The 18,205-nt window shown below is 64.6% G+C and carries 15 protein-coding genes; 6 read left to right on the top strand and 9 right to left on the bottom strand.

Annotation, left to right across the window (positions count from 1 at the left end; genetic code table 11):
• Positions 1–3 precede the first annotated feature (3 nt).
• The 6 genes from AC1Z3W_RS32925 to AC1Z3W_RS32900 all read right to left on the bottom strand — a co-directional run bounded on the left by AC1Z3W_RS32925 (position 4) and on the right by AC1Z3W_RS32900 (position 6,349).
• Positions 4–348: a hypothetical protein gene (locus AC1Z3W_RS32925; protein ID WP_483509317.1), complete on the bottom strand. Its 345-nt coding sequence runs from the start codon at positions 346–348 to the stop codon at positions 4–6.
• Between the two features lie 692 nt (positions 349–1,040).
• Positions 1,041–2,063: a HoxN/HupN/NixA family nickel/cobalt transporter gene (locus AC1Z3W_RS32920; protein ID WP_483509316.1), complete on the bottom strand. Its 1,023-nt coding sequence runs from the start codon at positions 2,061–2,063 to the stop codon at positions 1,041–1,043.
• 210 nt (positions 2,064–2,273) lie between these two features.
• The gene (gene fusA / locus AC1Z3W_RS32915; protein ID WP_057926088.1) at positions 2,274–4,385 is read right to left on the bottom strand and encodes an elongation factor G; all 2,112 of its coding nucleotides are present in this window, start codon (positions 4,383–4,385) and stop codon (positions 2,274–2,276) included.
• Between the two features lie 218 nt (positions 4,386–4,603).
• Positions 4,604–5,104 (bottom strand): DUF192 domain-containing protein, encoded by a 501-nt coding sequence (locus tag AC1Z3W_RS32910; RefSeq protein WP_057926087.1) that lies wholly within the window; start codon positions 5,102–5,104, stop codon positions 4,604–4,606.
• Positions 5,105–5,263: 159 nt separating this feature from the next.
• Positions 5,264–5,479 (bottom strand): hypothetical protein, encoded by a 216-nt coding sequence (locus tag AC1Z3W_RS32905; RefSeq protein ID WP_080599357.1) that lies wholly within the window; start codon positions 5,477–5,479, stop codon positions 5,264–5,266.
• A 291-nt stretch (positions 5,480–5,770) separates the two neighbouring features.
• Positions 5,771–6,349 (bottom strand): pseudouridine synthase, encoded by a 579-nt coding sequence (locus AC1Z3W_RS32900; protein ID WP_057926086.1) that lies wholly within the window; start codon positions 6,347–6,349, stop codon positions 5,771–5,773.
• Between the two features lie 274 nt (positions 6,350–6,623).
• Here AC1Z3W_RS32900 and icd point away from each other — a divergent pair, with 274 nt between their 5' ends.
• Positions 6,624–7,880 carry an NADP-dependent isocitrate dehydrogenase gene (icd, locus tag AC1Z3W_RS32895; RefSeq protein ID WP_057926085.1) on the top strand — a complete coding sequence of 419 codons (1,257 nt, stop codon included), beginning with the start codon at positions 6,624–6,626 and terminating at the stop codon, positions 7,878–7,880.
• A gap of 280 nt (positions 7,881–8,160) precedes the next feature.
• A complete protein-coding gene (locus AC1Z3W_RS32890; protein WP_124834461.1) occupies positions 8,161–10,389 on the top strand; it encodes an NADP-dependent isocitrate dehydrogenase in 2,229 nt (742 codons plus the stop codon).
• Positions 10,390–10,518: 129 nt separating this feature from the next.
• Here AC1Z3W_RS32890 and AC1Z3W_RS32885 read toward each other — a convergent pair whose 3' ends face one another.
• Positions 10,519–10,743, bottom strand: a complete 225-nt coding sequence (locus AC1Z3W_RS32885; RefSeq protein WP_043190017.1) for a hypothetical protein — start codon at positions 10,741–10,743, stop codon at positions 10,519–10,521.
• 694 nt (positions 10,744–11,437) lie between these two features.
• Between AC1Z3W_RS32885 and AC1Z3W_RS32880 the strand changes: the two genes are divergently transcribed.
• Positions 11,438–13,036 carry a multicopper oxidase family protein gene (locus AC1Z3W_RS32880; RefSeq protein ID WP_124834460.1) on the top strand — a complete coding sequence of 533 codons (1,599 nt, stop codon included), beginning with the start codon at positions 11,438–11,440 and terminating at the stop codon, positions 13,034–13,036.
• Positions 13,037–13,213: 177 nt separating this feature from the next.
• On the opposite strand, the gene AC1Z3W_RS32875 is transcribed toward AC1Z3W_RS32880, so the two are convergent.
• Both AC1Z3W_RS32875 and AC1Z3W_RS32870 read right to left on the bottom strand, forming a co-directional pair.
• Positions 13,214–13,417 (bottom strand): cold-shock protein, encoded by a 204-nt coding sequence (locus AC1Z3W_RS32875; RefSeq protein ID WP_004196460.1) that lies wholly within the window; start codon positions 13,415–13,417, stop codon positions 13,214–13,216.
• Positions 13,418–13,451: 34 nt separating this feature from the next.
• Positions 13,452–13,676, bottom strand: coding sequence for a hypothetical protein (locus tag AC1Z3W_RS32870; protein WP_160327445.1), 225 nt, complete (start codon positions 13,674–13,676; stop codon positions 13,452–13,454).
• A 290-nt stretch (positions 13,677–13,966) separates the two neighbouring features.
• Between AC1Z3W_RS32870 and clpS the strand changes: the two genes are divergently transcribed.
• The 3 genes from clpS (at position 13,967) to AC1Z3W_RS32855 (ending at position 18,061) form a co-directional block, all read left to right on the top strand.
• On the top strand, positions 13,967–14,281 hold the full coding sequence (gene clpS, locus AC1Z3W_RS32865; RefSeq protein ID WP_006398529.1) for an ATP-dependent Clp protease adapter ClpS: 315 nt from the start codon (positions 13,967–13,969) through the stop codon (positions 14,279–14,281).
• Positions 14,278–16,578, top strand: coding sequence for an ATP-dependent Clp protease ATP-binding subunit ClpA (gene clpA / locus AC1Z3W_RS32860; RefSeq protein ID WP_057926081.1), 2,301 nt, complete (start codon positions 14,278–14,280; stop codon positions 16,576–16,578). The genes clpS and clpA overlap by 4 nt, the downstream gene beginning before the upstream one ends.
• A 103-nt stretch (positions 16,579–16,681) precedes the next feature.
• The gene (locus tag AC1Z3W_RS32855) at positions 16,682–18,061 is read left to right on the top strand and encodes an amino acid permease (RefSeq protein ID WP_057926214.1); all 1,380 of its coding nucleotides are present in this window, start codon (positions 16,682–16,684) and stop codon (positions 18,059–18,061) included.
• Positions 18,062–18,205 lie beyond the last annotated feature (144 nt).

Genomic DNA, 18,205 nt, shown 5'->3' with positions numbered 1-18,205 from the left:
TACCTACGCCATTGCCGCCACCATCGCCATGGCCACCACCGCCATGACCACCATGACCACCCGAAGTACCGCCACCCGAAGTACCGCCACCCGAAGTACCGCCACCCGAAGTACCGCCACCCGAAGTACCGCCACCCGAAGTGCCGCCACCCGAAGTGCCGCCACCCGAAGTACCGCCACCCGAAGTACCGCCACCAGAAGTACCGCCACCAGAAGTGCCACCACCCGAAGTGCCGCCACCCGAAGTACCGCCACCCGAAGTGCCACCACCAGAAGTACCGCCACCAGAAGTACCACCGCCCGAAGTGCCGCCACCTGAAGTCCCACCACCCGAAGTCCCACCACCATTACCCCCGTTGCCGGATGCGTTGCCGCCACGGCCCGTGCCACTCGTGCCGCCGGATGTCGCTCCTGTGGTTCCGCCGACACCTGCGGGCCCGACGGCGCCGCTTCCGCCATTTCCGTTGCTACCCGGGCTCCCGCCGCCGGTGGTACTGCCGGCACCGCTACCTTCCGCGCCACGGCCGGCATAGACGTGTACCGCGCATGCAGCCGGATTGGCGGCGCAGGACGCCGCGTTCTCGGCCAGCATCATGACGGTGTCCGCACTGGCAATCGGATCGGGCGCGGTGTCGGACATCGAGTCCTGCGCCACGGCATACGAGCAGCAGCACGCAAACGCGGCTGCGGCCAGCAGGGTCGTGTGATAGCACCGCCCCACAGCGCGGGATAGCTGTTTCGTTCTACTCATCATCGATCTCCCCGATGCGCGCGATGCCTCGTCACGCGCGACCATCAACGTGTGATGCAGGGGACCATCAACGATGCGTTGTCGTTTCGGCGGCCGATGCGTGTCGGGCCGGCGCCGGAGGCCAGCCGCGAACACGGATCGGCACGCGGGCCCGCCGTGCGAATCCCTAACTGCGAGATCCGTGCCATCGGCCCGCTATGCCCGTGGCGCAAGGCGTGCACGTATCGCACGACAGCGCGTGAAACACCGTTGTGAGTATTTTGTTTCTGAAATGAAACGTCTGACGAAGTTAGCGCGCCGTTGTATCGGCAGCGGTATCGGCAGCGCGCGGCCAGCGATGGCACAGGATCGACGCGATCCAGCCGACCAGAAACAGCGCGACGATGCCATAGCCGATCGCGCCGAAGTGGCCGCCGAGCGTATCGAGCGCATCGCGTACGGGGCCCGTCAGCGACAGTTTGTCGGCGAGCAGGCCGGCAGCCTCGACCCCGCCGACGGCCAGCGCGACGACCGCGGACAGCAGCGTGATGCTCGCGTTATAGAGCAGCTTGCGCTGCGGGTCGTCCATCGCCCAACCGTACGCGTGAATCATCAGCACATTGTCGGTCGAGTCGATCAGTGTCATGCCGGCCGCGAACAGCGCGGGAAACAGCATGACCGTATAGAGCGGCAGCGCGTGGCTCGCCTGCGCGGCCGCGATCGCGAGCAGGGCGATTTCTGTTGCAGTATCGAAACCCAGGCCGAACAGCACGCCGACCGGATACATGTGCCAGCTTTTCGACACGAACCGGAACAGCGGGCGCAGCAGCCGCGACACGAGGCCGCCTGCGCGATGCGTGTGCGCAGTGCCGTGCGCATGGTCCGGTGCGCCGCGATAGCGCCGCCACACGTCGTGCAGGATCACCAGGTTCATGCATGCGAGCACGAGCAGGAAGGTTGCGGACACCGCCGTGCCGATCGTGCCGCCGATCTCGCGGAATGCGTCGAAGCGGTCGCGCAGCGCGAACGCGGTCAGCGCGATGCCGAGCGTCGCGGCGATGACGATCGTCGAGTGGCCGAGCGAGAAGAACAGGCCGACGGTCACCGGACGCTGGCCGTCCTGCATCAGCTTGCGCGTCGCGACGTCGATCGCGGCGATGTGATCGGCGTCGACCGCATGACGCAGCCCGAGCCCGTACGCGAGCGCCGCGGTGCCAAGCAGCAGCGGATGGTCGCGCAGCACCGCGAGCGCCCACAGCCAGACGGCGACGTTTGCGGCGATCAGTCCGGCATACAGCATCAGCAGGCGGCGCAGGGCAGGGGGGCGTGGCATCGGGAGGGTTCCGTCGGACGAATCGCGATGCATTGTGGCATGCGAAAAAAATGGTTCTTCACGGATTAGCGTGAAGAACCAAAAAAATGCCCGCCGTACCGATCGAAAACGTCGTCGGCTGCCCGCATCGCTGCATTCGACGGATCAAAAAAAGGCCCGTCCGGAACCGGACGGGCCTGCGGCTTGCCGCCGGGCGCACGCGCCCCGCGCTTACTTCACTTTCGCATTGATCACGGCTTCCGACACGTTCGCCGGCGTTTCCGCGTACTGCTTGAACTCCATCGTGTACGTCGCACGGCCTTGCGTTGCCGAGCGCAGCGACGTCGAATAGCCGAACATCTCGGCAAGCGGCACTTCGGCGCGCACGAGCTTGCCGCCGCCGCCCGCGATGTCCTCCATCCCTTGCACGATGCCGCGCCGGCTCGACAGGTCGCCCATCACGTTGCCCATGAACTCCTCGGGCGTCTCGACCTCGACGGCCATCATCGGCTCGAGCAGCACGGGCTTCGCACGGCGCATCGCTTCCTTGAACGCCATCGAGCCGGCCATCCGGAACGCGTTTTCGTTCGAGTCGACGTCGTGGTACGAGCCGAACGTCAGATGCACCTTCACGTCGACGACCGGGTAGCCCGCGAGCACGCCGCTCTTCAGCGTTTCGATGATGCCCTTGTCGACAGCCGGGATGAATTCGCGCGGAATCACGCCGCCCTTGATCTCGTCGAGGAACTCATAACCCTTGCCCGGGTTCGGCTCCAGCGTGATCACCGCGTGCCCGTACTGGCCGCGCCCGCCCGACTGTTTGACGAACTTGCCTTCGACATCGGACGCCGTCGTGCGCACCGTTTCGCGATATGCGACCTGCGGCTTGCCGACCGTCGCCTCGACGCCGAACTCGCGCTTCATCCGGTCGACCAGGATTTCGAGGTGCAGCTCGCCCATCCCCGAGATGATCGTCTGGCCGGATTCCTCGTCGGTCTGCACGCGGAACGACGGATCCTCCTGCGCGAGACGGTTCAGCGCGAGGCCCATCTTTTCCTGGTCGGCCTTCGTCTTCGGCTCGACGGCCTGCGAGATCACCGGCTCCGGGAATTCCATCTTCTCGAGGATGATCGGCTTGGCCGGGTCGCACAGCGTGTCGCCCGTCGTCGCTTCCTTCAGGCCGACCGCCGCGGCGATGTCGCCCGCGCGCACTTCCTTGATTTCCTTGCGTTCGTTCGCGTGCATCTGCAGGATCCGGCCGAGCCGCTCCTTCTTGTCCTTCGTCGCGTTAAGCACCGTATCGCCCGATTCGACGACACCCGAATACACGCGGAAGAAGATCAGCTGGCCGACGAACGGGTCGGTCATGATCTTGAACGCGAGCGATGAGAACGGCTCGTCGTCGCTCGGGTGACGTTCCGCCGGCTTTTCCGGATCGGCGAAGTCGTGGCCGAGGATGGCCGGCACATCGACCGGCGACGGCAGGTAGTCGATCACCGCGTCGAGCATCGCCTGCACACCCTTGTTCTTGAACGCGCTGCCGCACAGCATCGGCACGATCTCGTTCGCGATCGTGCGCTGGCGCAACGCGGCCTTGATCTCGTCCTCGGTCAGCGACTCATGGTCGTGCAGATACTTCTCGAGCAGTTCCTCGCTGGCTTCCGCAGCGGCCTCGACCATCTTCTCGCGCCACTCGTGCGCAAGCTCGACGAGATTCGCCGGGATTTCCTCGTAGGTGAACTTCACGCCCTGGCTTTCGTCGTCCCAGACGATCGCCTTCATCTTGACGAGATCGACCACGCCCTGGAAATGATCTTCCGCGCCGATCGGAATCTGGATCGGCACGGCGACACCCTTCAGGCGCTCGCCGATCTGGCGCTGCACGCGGAAAAAGTCTGCGCCGACGCGGTCCATCTTGTTGACGAACGCGATGCGCGGCACCTTGTACTTGTTTGCCTGGCGCCACACCGTTTCCGACTGCGGCTGCACGCCGCCGACCGAGTCGTAGACCATGCACGCGCCGTCGAGCACGCGCATCGAGCGCTCGACCTCGATCGTGAAGTCGACGTGCCCGGGGGTGTCGATGATGTTGATGCGGTGTTCCGGATAGTTGCCGGCCATGCCCTTCCAGAAGGCCGTGGTCGCGGCCGACGTGATCGTGATGCCGCGTTCCTGCTCCTGCTCCATCCAGTCCATCGTGGCCGCGCCGTCGTGCACTTCACCGATCTTGTGGCTCACGCCGGTGTAAAACAGGATGCGCTCGGTCGTCGTGGTCTTGCCGGCATCGATGTGAGCGCTGATCCCGATGTTGCGATAGCGCTCGATGGGGGTTTTGCGGGGCACGTGAACCTCCTGGTGGTTCGGATCGTAAGCGGACCGGCTGGGCCGGCCCGGGCTGGAACTAGCGAGATTTAAAGCATAGCGCTTGTCCGTGGCTTTTGCAGATGCGGGCAGCGTTTGCCGAATCAAGGCGGGCGCCGTCGCCGGCGGGCGAAAAAAAAGCCGGCGCGCAACGGGCGGCCGGCTTCGGTCGATGCGCGGCACCGCCGCGGCATACGCCGTTACTGGGATTTGGGCAGCCCGTCGAGCTTCATGCCCGGCTTGATGCCCTTCGCGGCGAACCAGCCCTTGCTCATTTCGAGCGCATAGACGCCGTTGTTGCGCGGGCAGTGGTTGTCGGTCGTCTCGGCGCGCATCTCGTCGATGTCGGTGATCGTGCCGTCCGCGCGGATGAACGCGATCGACAGCGGGATCAGCGTGTTCTTCATCCAGAAGCAGTGCACGGCGTTCTCGTTGAACACGAACAGCATGCCTTCGTTCGGCGCGAGCTGCGACCGGTACATCAGCCCTTGTTCGCGGTCGGCATCGTTCGCGGCGATGGCCGCGTCGATCACGTACATGCCGGCGCGCAGCTTCACGCGCGGGAACTCGCTCGGCTGCTTGGCGCCGGGCGGCATCTGCGCGTGGGCGGTCTGCACGCCGAGTGCGAGGACGGCGAGCGCGGCGGGAAACACGGCGGCGCGCGCAAGGCGGCCGAGCGACGAGCGCAGGGAGAATCGCACAGCAGGGCTCCTATCGGGAAAACGAGACCCGCATGGTACGCGAAGCGTGCCGGCGGGCACAAAAAGAAAAAGGCAGATCGCCTCGCGGCGATCTGCCTTTCAACGCCGTAAGAACGGCAAGACTGCGTGTTCTTGACTGCGTTATTACAACCAGCTTGCTTAGTTCGAAGCAGCTGCCGGAGCTTCGGCTTCGCTAGCAGCCTTTTTCGCTGCGTGGTGCTTCTTCGCAGCGTGGTGCTTCTTGGCGTGGGCCTTCTTTGCCGGTGCCGAAGCAGCTGCCGGAGCAGCAGCCGAAGCAGCTTCCGGAGCCGAAGCTTGTGCGAAAGCAGCCGTTGCGAAGAGACCAGCGACCAGAGCGGCGATCAGTTTGTTCATGTTGTGTTCCTCAGCTTTAGTTAATTAACCAGATGACCCGGCAATAGGAGTCATGACGTCTAACGGTGCCATCCACCTTTCGGTTGACAGACGCTTCGAGAAATTTCTCATTGCGCTGCGGGCGCCGAATCGTATTCGAAGAAAACGTCGCTTTCGTGACGCAAACACGGAAATATCGGTTCGGCTGCCAATGCCGGATAGCTCAGGGTGGCATCTGCGTGGTTTAACGCGCGATCTTCGCCGGCGGTTGACGAAAAAGATGACGAAAAAAATCGAAAGTTGCCGACGCGGTCATGCGTCGCGTGCGAAACCGTCCCACGGGGCCCGCGGCGGCAGCGCGATTGTTTCACCCGGTGCAATGCCGAGCGCGAATATGTCGAGCGCGCCGATGCCGACACGCACGAGACGCAACGTCGGGAAGCCGATCGCGGCCGTCATCCGGCGCACCTGCCGATTCTTGCCTTCGGTGATCGCGAGTTCGATCCACGTGGTCGGGATCGCGGCGCGGTAGCGGATCGGCGGATTGCGCGGCCACAGCGTGTCGGGCGGTTCGATGAATTCGGCGCGGCACGGGCGTGTCACGTAGTCGCCGAGATCGACGCCGCGCGCGAGCGCCTTCAGGTCGGCCGGGCCCGGCGCGCCGTCGACCTGCGCCCAGTAGCGCTTGACGAGCTTGTGGCGCGGCTCCGCGATGCGCGCCTGCAGCGCGCCGTCGTCGGTGAGCAGCAGCAGGCCCTCGCTGTCCGCGTCGAGCCGGCCGGCAGGGTAGACGCCGGGCGTTTTTACCCAGTCGCCGAGCGACGGCCGCGTCTCGTGCGCGGAAAACTGGCAAATCGTGCCGAACGGCTTGTTGAGGGCGATCAGGGTCATGGCGGGGCGCCCGCCCGGCGTGCCGCGGGGGAAGCGGGGCGGGCGGTCTATGGCAAATGGCGGAATCTTAATGCATAATACGGAACGGCAAGTCATCTGTCTTATATAAGACATAAGGGAAGACTTGATACGCAGCGTCGCGCTTCGTGCCGCCGGCCCCGGTTGGGGCGCTAGAATAGCGGCTCGCTGTTGCCGTCACGAAGGTGGCAAGGCCACCTCGCCGCGCGCAGTTTCGACCAGCATCACCTGCTCAGCCACGTCACTGGAGTCGATCATGCCGTATCAGCACATCAAGGTTCCGGAAGGCGGTGACAAGATCACCGTCAACAAGGATTTCTCGCTCAACGTTTCCGATCAGCCAATCATTCCCTATATCGAAGGCGACGGCACGGGCTTCGATATCACGCCGGTCATGATCAAGGTCGTCGACGCGGCGGTCGCGCATGCCTACAAGGGCAAGCGCAAGATCCACTGGATGGAGATCTTCGCGGGCGAGAAGGCGACGAAGGTGTACGGTCCGGACGTGTGGCTGCCGGACGAAACGCTGCAGGTGCTCAAGGAATACGTGGTGTCGATCAAGGGGCCGCTCACGACGCCGGTCGGCGGCGGCATCCGTTCGCTGAACGTCGCGCTGCGCCAGGAACTCGACCTCTACGTGTGCCTGCGCCCGGTCCAGTATTTCAAGGGCGTGCCGTCGCCGGTGCGCGAGCCGCAGAAGATCGACATGGTGATCTTCCGCGAGAACTCGGAAGACATCTACGCGGGCATCGAATGGGCCGCGGGCTCCGAGCAGGCGAAGAAGGTCATCAAGTTCCTGCAGGACGAGATGGGCGTGAAGAAGATCCGCTTCCCGGAAACCTCGGGGATCGGCGTCAAGCCCGTGTCGACCGAAGGTACCGAGCGTCTCGTGCGCAAGGCGATCCAGTACGCGATCGACAACGATCGCAAGTCGGTCACGCTGGTGCACAAGGGCAACATCATGAAGTTCACGGAAGGTCTGTTCCGTGACGCCGGCTACGCGCTCGCACAGAAGGAATTCGGCGGCGAGCTGATCGACGGCGGCCCGTGGATGCGCGTGAAGAACCCGAAGACGGGCAACGAGATCGTGATTAAGGATTCGATCGCCGACGCGTTCCTGCAGCAGATCCTGCTGCGTCCGGCCGAATACGACGTGATCGCCACGCTGAACCTGAACGGCGACTACATCTCCGACGCACTGGCCGCGCAGGTCGGCGGCATCGGGATCGCGCCGGGCGCGAACCTGTCGGATTCGGTCGCGATGTTCGAGGCAACGCACGGCACGGCGCCGAAGTACGCGGGCAAGGATTACGTGAACCCCGGTTCCGAGATCCTGTCGGCGGAAATGATGCTGCGCCACCTCGGCTGGACGGAAGCGGCCGACGCGATCATTGCCGCGATGGAAAAGTCGATCCTGCAGAAGCGCGTCACGTACGACTTCGCGCGCCTGATGGAAGGTGCGACGCAGGTGTCGTGCTCGGGCTTCGGCGAAGTGCTGATCGAGAACATGTAAAACCCCTTCCGGGGTGGGCCGGCGGGTAGCCGGCCGCCCCGGCGCCTACTGCCGGCGCCGGGGCGTTTCGTGGATGGCAGGTTTGTTGGCAGGGCGGTCCGGCATGCGGGCCGCGGCGCCGCGATGCGGCCCGGATGTCCTGCAAGGTAGAACATGACGGCCCTCGCAACACCACCGCCCGGCTGAGCCGGCGCGCCCCTTTCGCGACCGACCCGGTCGCTCCCCGCCGGTTACCGCCGGCGCTTCTCAGTCCAAATTTTCACGTAGCAACGCATCGACCATGTCCACTTCGCCCAAGATCATCTACACCCTCACCGACGAAGCGCCCGCGCTCGCGACCTATTCGCTGCTGCCGATCGTCAAGGCCTTCACGCGCTCGTCCGGCGTCGCCGTCGAAACGCGCGACATCTCGCTCGCCGGCCGCATCATCGCGGCATTTGCCGACGTCCTGCCGCAGGAGCAGAAGGGTTCCGACGATCTGGCCGAACTGGGCCAGCTCACGCTGAAGCCGGAAGCGAACATCATCAAGCTGCCGAACATCAGCGCATCGGTGCCGCAGCTCAAGGCCGCGATCGCCGAACTGCAGGCGCAGGGCTACAAGCTGCCGGCCTACCCGGAAGATCCGTCGACGGACGAAGAGAAGGCGGTCAAGGCCCGCTACGACAAGATCAAGGGCAGCGCGGTGAACCCGGTGCTGCGCGAAGGCAACTCCGACCGCCGCGCGCCGCTGTCGGTCAAGAACTATGCACGCAAGCATCCGCACAAGATGGGCGCGTGGAAGGCCACGTCGAAGTCGCACGTTGCGCACATGAGCGAAGGCGACTTCTACGGCAGCGAGAAGTCGGCGCTGATCGCCGATGCCGGCAGCGTGAAGATCGAACTCACGACGACCGACGGCGCGAAGAAGGTGCTGAAGGAAAAGACGGCCGTGAAGGTCGGTGAAGTGATCGACGCTTCGGTGATGAGCCGCAAGGCGCTGCGTAGCTTCATCGAAGCGCAGATCGCCGACGCGAAGGCGCAGGACGTGCTGTTCTCGGTGCACCTGAAGGCGACCATGATGAAGGTCTCCGACCCGATCCTGTTCGGTCACTTCGTGTCGGTGTTCTACCGCGACGCGCTCGCGAAACACGCGGACGTGCTGGTACAGGCCGGCTTCAACCCGAACAACGGGATCGGCGACCTGTACGCGCGCCTGAAGGACCTGCCGGCCGACACACGCGAAGCGATCGAAGCCGACGTCAAGGCCGAATATGCCGTGCGCCCGCGCCTCGCGATGGTCAACTCCGACAAGGGCATCACGAACCTGCACGTGCCGAGCGACGTGATCGTCGACGCATCGATGCCGGCGATGATCCGCGATTCGGGCGGCATGTGGGGCCCGGACGGCCAGCTGTACGACGCGAAGGCCGTGATTCCGGACCGCTGCTACGCCGGTGTCTACCAGGCCGTGATCGAGGACTGCAAGCAGCACGGCGCATTCGATCCGGTCACGATGGGTAGCGTGCCGAACGTCGGCCTGATGGCGCAGGCGGCTGAAGAATACGGTTCGCACGACAAGACGTTCCTGATCCCGGCAGACGGCGTCGTGCGCGTCACCGACGAAGCCGGCAACGTGCTGCTCGAGCACGCGGTCGAGTCGGGCGACATCTGGCGCATGTGCCAGACGAAGGACGCGCCGGTGCAGGACTGGGTCAAGCTCGCGGTGAACCGCGCTCGCGCGACCGGCGCGCCGGCCGTGTTCTGGCTCGACCCGGCACGTGCGCACGACGCGCAGATCATCGCGAAGGTCGAACGCTACCTGAAGGATCACGACACGAACGGCCTCGACATCCGCGTGATGACGCCGGTCGACGCGACGCGCTTCTCGCTCGAGCGCATCCGTGCGGGCAAGGACACGATCTCGGTCACGGGCAACGTGCTGCGCGACTACCTGACCGACCTGTTCCCGATCATGGAACTCGGCACCAGCGCGAAGATGCTGTCGATCGTGCCGCTGATGGCCGGCGGCGGGATGTTCGAAACGGGCGCGGGCGGCTCGGCACCGAAGCACGTGCAGCAGTTCGTCGAGGAAGGCTTCCTGCGCTGGGATTCGCTCGGCGAATTCCTTGCACTGGCCGCGTCGCTCGAACACCTCGGCAACGCATACCAGAACCCGAAGGCGCTCGTGCTCGCGAAGACGCTCGACCAGGCGACCGGCAAGTTCCTGGACGAGAACAAGTCGCCCGCACGCAAGGTCGGCGGCCTCGACAACCGCGGCAGCCACTTCTACCTGTGCCTGTACTGGGCGCAGGCGCTGGCCGAGCAGACCGACGATGCCCCGCTGAAGGCGCAGTTCGAAGGCGTCGCGAAGTCGCTGTCCGACAGCGAAGCGCGCATCCTGGAAGAACTGTCGGCCGCGCAGGGCAATGCGCAGGCGATCGGCGGCTACTACCGTCCGAACGTCGAGCTGACGAGCCAGGCGATGCGCCCGAGCGCAACGCTGAACGGCATCGTCGACGCAGTCGCCTGACGCCGGCCGCGCCAACGCGCGCGCCACGGCGGCGGCATCAGCCGACGCGGCGGGCGTTGCGGCTCGCCGTTCCGCCGAACATGAAAACGCCCCGGTCGCCCGGGGCGTTTTTCGTTGCAGGCGTGCCATTCAGACGTGAACGATTTCCCATTCGGCGATTTCGTGCGGCACTTCGAGCGTGGCCGTATCCAGCTCGGACGGCTGCTCGCAGTCGCCGCGGGAGATGTGGTCGGCCGCCACTTCCGGGCACGAGAACGCGCCGAGCAGAGCGTTGCCGAACGTCGCTTCCCAGCCGCCGTTACCCGGCAGGATGTAGAACGACCCGAGCGCTGAACCAAAGCGAAATCCCTTCATTTCCGTTCTCCCTTTCTGATTACAAGCGATTCTGTTGTGCCGCCCGCCGGCTCCTCCGGCTGTGGCCCGACTGGTTGCCTGCGCCGGGTTCCGTATCGAACGTCGTGGCGAAGCGTCAGTGCATGGAACAAAGTCTACGTCCGCGGCCGCAGCCGATGGTGCGCGTAGAGTGCTTTCTAGAAAGAAAAATTTGTGTTTAAAAACAATTATTTATTTGCACAATTTTATATTGTGGAACGATTTTTGGCATCGCGAAACGGCGAATTTGTGCCGTGCACCACGAATTTTTATAACGCAGAGACTTGTTCCGCATCGTGAAAAATTGACGGGTTCATGCGTCGAAGGCGCGGGGCGTGCGGCTGCCGGGATGAACAACTGGTGCGAATTGCCTCGATCGGGCGTGGAGAAAGCGGGCGGCGAAGGCCGCCGACCGGGGCGGTTGGCGTAAATGGAGCCGGGGCGTCGCGGCGTCGGGCGATGGTCGAAAGCGCCGCGCGAACGGTGCCCGGATCGTCGGGCGCGGCCGCGTACTGCGGCGTATCGCCGCTTGCGCGGTGCCGCGGCGCTTCGGTCGTGGGCTGCGGTTATGATGACGCGGGCCTGAGGTTTTGCGTCGCGCACGGACGCTTCCGCACTGGCCGGCGCGGGCGTCGCGACGGCCGCGCGACGCAGCACGAATAACGAGGAACGATTGGTGATACGGAGAACCTTCCTGTCGCACGCCATCGGTGTCGCGGCCGCATCGCTGTTTGCGCGCACCGCCTGGGCGCAGCATGCCGGACACGCGGGCATGGCAGGCATGGATCAGATGGATGACATGCCGGGCATGTCAGGGATGGCGGGCCACGCGCAGCACGCGAAGCCGGCGCCGGCCGCGCTCGCGGCGGCCGATGCGCTACCGGCCGGCGCGCCGCTCGCGTCGCTGCGCACGCTTGCGAACGAAAGCCGCGAGCCCGGCACGTTCCGAACGACGCTGGTCGCGCAGCCAGTCGCACGTCCGATGCTGCACAGGGCGCGTCCGACGATGTTCTGGCAGTTCGGCACGGGCACGCAGGGGCCGGTGATCGGCCCGCTGATCGATGTACGCGAGGGCGACACGGTCGAAATCCGCTTCGTGAACAAGCTGCCGCAACCGTCGACGATCCACTGGCACGGCCTGCCGGTGCCGCCCGACCAGGACGGTAACCCGTCCGACCCCGTCGCGCCGGGCGCGTCGCGTGTGTACCGCTTCACGCTGCCGAAGGGGAGTGCCGGCACCTACTGGTATCACCCGCATCCGCACATGATGACGGCCGAGCAGGTGTTCCGCGGGCTGGCGGGCCCGTTCGTGGTGCGTGCCGCCGACGATCCGCTTGCCGGCTGGCCCGAGCGCAACCTGTTCGTGTCCGACCTGAAGCTTGCGCGCGACGGCACGATTGCGCCGAACGACATGATGGACTGGATGAACGGCCGCGAAGGCCAGTTCGTGCTGGTCAACGGTGCGCGCCGGCCGCGGATCGACGTCGCGAGTGACGAGCGCTGGCGCGTGTGGAACGCGTGCAGCGCACGCTACCTGCGTGTGGCGTTCGACGACGGCCGCGCGTTCGAGCAGGTCGGCACGGACGGCGGGCTGTTAGAGGCGCCGCGCCGCGTGACGTCGCTGCTGCTCGCGCCGGGCGAGCGGGCGGAATTGCTGGTGCGCGCCGGCGAGCGCGCGTCGCGCGCCGTGCTGCAGGCGGCCGAATATGACCGCCGCAAGATGGCGATGTCGCACGACGACGGCCACGCCAGCCTGCCGCCCGATCCGACGCTACCGTTGGCCGACGTCGCGTTCGCACCGGCCGCCGCCCGTGCGCTGCCGGCGACGCTGCGCGCCGTGCCGGCGCTCGGCGAACCGGTCGCGCACAAGGAAGTCGCGTTCGGCGAAGAGATGGACATGGACGCGATGATGAACGGCCCGGCGCATGGCCGTCCGGCCGGGATGCGCTTCACGATCAACGGCGCGGCCTATGCGCCGCACCGTGCGACGTTGACGAGCCGCCGCGGCGACATCGAGCGCTGGACGATCCGCAACCCCACTGACATGGATCACCCGTTCCATTTGCACGGCACGCAATTCCAGGTGATCGAGCGCGCATCCGACGGCACGCGCACGAGCGAACCGTTCCGCGCGTGGCGCGATACCGTGAACGTGCGCAGCGGCGAGACCGTGACGATCCTCGTCACGCAAGACATGCCCGGCGAGCGCATGTTTCATTGCCATATTCTCGAACACGAGGATCTCGGCATGATGGGCACGCTGAAGATCGTGTAACGAGTATCGAATATGTTTCACGCGTATGACGGCATTCGATCTGCGCTTGAAACAAGACAATGTGTGTTCAATTATCGGGATTGAACGAAAAGGCCGGCCAATCGAATTAACGAGTGGCCGGCCTGAAAAAAAGAAACCCGGCGCAATGCCGGGTTTCTTCGTCCGATATCCGGTGCCTTACGCGGCCTGGATGTTCGACGCTTGCTTGCCCTTCGGCCCTTGAACGACCTCGAAGCTCACCTTCTGGCCTTCCTTCAGGGTCTTGAAGCCCTGCATGTTGATGGCCGAGAAGTGCGCAAACAGATCTTCACCGCCCTCGTCGGGAGTGATGAAACCGAAGCCCTTCGCGTCGTTGAACCACTTAACGATACCAGTTGCCATTTTCCTACTTCCCCTGTCACACAGTCGCTGCTACTTACCACGAGCACGCTCGAAAAGCTAAACGACCGGAAAAATACAGCCGTTCCCCCCTCACAAGCTCACCTTCGGCCTCTTTCATTTCGCCAAGCGGCAAATTGAAAAAAGTGCCAGCTTGATTGTTGGCGCTCTTTATTTGAGTGTCAAGTGGAATTTTTAGACGGTTAGAGGGCCGTTGTAAAGAACCCATTTTCAGGGTTTTTCCGGCTTTGCTTTGCAGCATGCCGCCGAGCGCGTGGACTTGAAAAGTCGCATAATCAGCTCATATACCAGGCTCGAGTGACACGCGATCGAGTCGTCCCGGCTTGTGGGATACTGGATGCGGATGCGACGGTCCGGTGCAGTTTCCCCCTGACGGTTCGTGTTCCGCGCCATGCGTGAAAGCCGGCACCGCAGCCGGCTTTCGTATGGCACGAAGACGATCGCGCGTCGTCGGGAACCAGGGAGGGCGCCGGCCGGTCGGTCGGGTAATGGCAGGATTGCGGGCCTGTCCGAGTTGTTTAGAATGGGTGTATGGCGATTATCCCGGACAAGCAGGACAGCACCGTCCTGGAACGCAAGCAGCAGAAGCTCAAGCCGCCTTCGATGTACAAGGTGGTGCTGCTGAACGACGACTTCACGCCGATGGAGTTCGTCGTGATGGTCGTACAGGAGTATTTCAAGAAGGATCGCGAGACGGCCACGCAGATCATGCTGAAGGTCCATCGCGAAGGGCGAGGGGTTTGTGGGGTCTATACGCGGGACATCGCGTCGACCAAGGTTGAGCAAGTCGTTACCCATGCGCGGCAGGCCGGGCATCCGCTGCAGTGCGTGATGGAGGAAGCATGATTGCCCAGGAATTGGAAGTCAGCCTGCACATGGCGTTCATGGAAGCACGCCAGGCGCGCCATGAGTTCATTACGGTCGAGCATCTGCTGCTGGCCCTGCTGGATAATCCGACGGCAGCCGAGGTGTTGCGCGCGTGTGCGGCCAACATCGAGGACTTGCGTCAGAACCTGCGCAATTTCATCCACGACAACACACCTACCGTCCCGGGCACCGACGATGTCGATACCCAGCCGACGCTCGGTTTCCAGCGCGTGATCCAGCGCGCGATCATGCACGTCCAGTCGACGTCGAACGGCAAGAAGGAAGTCACCGGCGCGAACGTGCTGGTCGCGATCTTCGGCGAGAAGGATTCGCATGCCGTCTATTACCTGCAGCAGCAGGGCGTCACGCGCCTGGACGTCGTGAACTTCATTTCGCACGGCATCGCGAAGACGAACGGCGGCGAAGCCGCGAAGTCGACCGACGCGAATGCGGAAAGCGAGGACGCGAACGCGCAGAAGGAAACCCCGCTCGCACAGTTCACGCAGAACCTGAACCAGATGGCGAAGGATGGCCGCATCGATCCGCTGATCGGGCGCGAGCCGGAGGTCGAGCGCGTCGTGCAGGTGCTGTGCCGCCGCCGCAAGAACAATCCGCTGCTCGTCGGTGAAGCCGGTGTCGGCAAGACCGCGATCGCGGAAGGCCTCGCCTATCGCATCACGCGCGGCGAAGTGCCGGACATCCTCGCCAACGCGCAGGTGTATTCGCTCGACATGGGCGCGCTGCTTGCGGGCACCAAGTATCGCGGCGACTTCGAGCAGCGGCTGAAGACGGTGCTGAAGGAACTGAAGGAGCGTCCGCATGCGATCCTGTTCATCGACGAGATCCATACGCTGATCGGCGCGGGCGCCGCATCGGGCGGCACGCTCGACGCGTCGAACCTGCTGAAGCCGGCGCTGTCGTCGGGCACGCTCAAGTGCATCGGCGCGACCACGTTCACCGAGTATCGCGGCATCTTCGAGAAGGATGCGGCCCTGTCACGGCGCTTCCAGAAGGTCGACGTGACGGAGCCGACGGTCGAGCAGACGGTCGCGATCCTGCGCGGGCTGAAGTCGCGCTTCGAGGAGCATCACGGCGTCAAGTATTCGTCGGGCGCTCTGTCGGCCGCGGCCGAACTGTCGGCGCGCTTCATCACCGACCGTCATTTGCCGGACAAGGCGATCGACGTGATCGACGAAGCCGGCGCCGCGCAGCGCATCCTGCCGAAGTCAAAGCAGAAAAAGACGATCGGCAAGAGCGAGATCGAGGAAATCATCTCGAAGATCGCGCGCGTGCCGGCGCAGAGCGTGTCGCAGGACGATCGCAGCAAGCTGCAGACGCTCGATCGCGACCTGAAGAGCGTCGTGTTCGGCCAGGATCCGGCCATCGACGCGCTCGCCGCATCGATCAAGATGGCGCGCGCGGGCCTCGGCAAGATGGACAAGCCGATCGGCGCGTTCCTGTTCTCCGGCCCGACGGGCGTCGGCAAGACCGAAGTGGCGCGCCAGCTCGCGTTCACGCTCGGTATCGAGCTGATCCGCTTCGACATGTCGGAATACATGGAGCGTCACGCGGTGAGCCGCCTGATCGGCGCGCCGCCGGGCTACGTCGGGTTCGACCAGGGCGGCCTCCTGACTGAAGCCGTCACGAAGAAGCCGCATTGCGTGCTGCTGCTGGACGAAATCGAGAAGGCGCACCCGGACATCTTCAACGTGCTGCTGCAGGTGATGGATCACGGCACGCTGACCGACAACAACGGCCGCAAGGCGGATTTCCGCAACGTCATCATCATCATGACGACGAACGCGGGCGCCGAGTCGATGCAGAAGGCGACGATCGGCTTCACGACGCGCCGCGAGACGGGCGACGAGATGACCGACATCAAGCGCCTGTTCACGCCGGAGTTCCGCAACCGCCTGGATTCGATCATCAGCTTCCGCTCGCTCGATGAGGAAATCATCATGCGCGTGGTCGACAAGTTCCTGATCCAGCTCGAGGAGCAGCTGCACGAGAAGAAGGTCGACGCGCTCTTTACCGACGCGTTGCGCAAGCATCTCGCGAAGCACGGCTTCGACCCGCTGATGGGGGCGCGGCCGATGCAGCGGCTGATCCAGGACACGATCCGCCGAGCGCTGGCCGACGAACTGCTGTTCGGCAAGCTCGTCAACGGCGGGCATGTGACGGTCGACGTCGACGAAAACGACAAGGTGCAGTTGTCGTTCGACAAGCTGGCGAATCCGCCGCACAAGCCGAACGAAGAGACGGTCGAAGTCGAGTAAGCGATAATTCGTTGTTCATGCGAACGGCGCGGGAAGTTCTCCGCGCCGTTTCGTTTTATCTGGCGCCGGTGGCGCAATGGTGGTGCAGGGGAGTAGCAACGCAGTGACACAACAACAACGGTCGTTCGACAGCATCGTCGCGCGCGAACAGGGTTTGCGCCATGCGCTGACGTCGGGGCAGATGGCGATGATCGCGATCGGCGGCGCGATCGGCACGGGGCTGTTCCTCGGCAGCGGGTTCGCGATCGGGCTCGCGGGCCCGAGCGTGCTGGTCTCGTATGCGATCGGCGCGCTGATCGCGCTGCTGCTGATGGGCGCGCTTGCGGAAATGACGGTCGCGCATCCGACGGCCGGTTCGTTCGGCGCGTATGCCGAGCACTACGTCGGCCCGCTCGCGGGCTTTCTCGTGCGCTATGCGTACTGGTTCGCCGTCGTGTTCGCGATCGGCACCGAGATCAGCGCGATCGCCGTGTTCATGAAGTACTGGTTCCCGGCCGTACCCGGCTGGTACTGGGTGATTGGCTTTTCCGCGCTGCTGATCGCGGTGAACCTCGCGAGCGTCACGCTGTACGGTTCGGTCGAATATGCGTTCTCGCTGTTGAAGATCGCGGCGATCGTCGTGTTCATCGTGCTCGGCGCGTATCTCGTGTGGTCGGCACCGCCGGCTTCGGGCATCGGCTTCGCGAACTACACCGCGCACGGCGGCTTCATGCCGAAGGGGCCGTGGGGTACCTGGGTCGCGGTGATCGTCGCGATCTTCAGCTACATGAGTATCGAGGCGGTCGCGATCGCGGCGGGCGAAGCGCGCGATCCGCAGCACGCGGTCACGCGTGCATTCCGTTCGACGGTGTTCCGGCTCGTGCTGTTCTACCTGCTGACGCTGTCGCTGATGCTCGCGATCGTGCCCTGGACGCAGGCCGGCACGGACGAAAGCCCGTTCGTGAAGGTGATGGCCGCGACGCACGTGCCGTATGCGGCCGGCGTGATCAACTTCGTGCTGCTGATCGCGGCGCTGTCGGCGATGAACAGCCAGCTCTACGTGACGACGCGGATGATGTTCAGCCTGTCGCGCGCGCGGCTCGCGCCGGCGGTGTTCGGCCGGCTCGGCAACAACGGCGTACCGCGTGCGGCGCTGTGGATCTCGACGAGCGGCGTCGCGGTCGCGACCGTGCTGGTCGCGCTGTCGCCCGACACGGCATTCACCGTGATGATGGCGATCGCGATGTTCGGCGCGCTGTTCACGTGGCTGATGATCTTCGTCACGCACCTGCGCTTTCGCGCGCGATATCGCGGCCCGGCGCTCGCCTTCCGGATGTGGGGACACCCGTTCGGCAGCCTGCTCGGTGCGGGGCTCGTCGGCGCGATTCTGCTCACGACCGCGTTCACGCGCGAATTCCGGATGACGATGGTGGTCGGCGTCGTGTTTGCCGTGCTGCTGACGCTCGCGTACGCGCTGCACTACCGGCACCAGCACGCGCGTTGACGCATGAGCGCGCGCCGTGCGCAAGCGCGCGGCGACGCGGTGCAAGGCCGCTAAGGTTCCGTTAAGCCGGCGGCGGCTACATTCGAACCTGTCCGCGATACGGGTTGGCGCACGCCAGCCCGTCGCCATCTGCAAAAGGGGTTC

The organism is Burkholderia sp. 10_S31 (assembly GCF_056930375.1).
The sequence above is the reverse complement of the archived record's forward strand: the minus strand, read 5'-3'. Positions and strand labels throughout refer to the sequence as shown.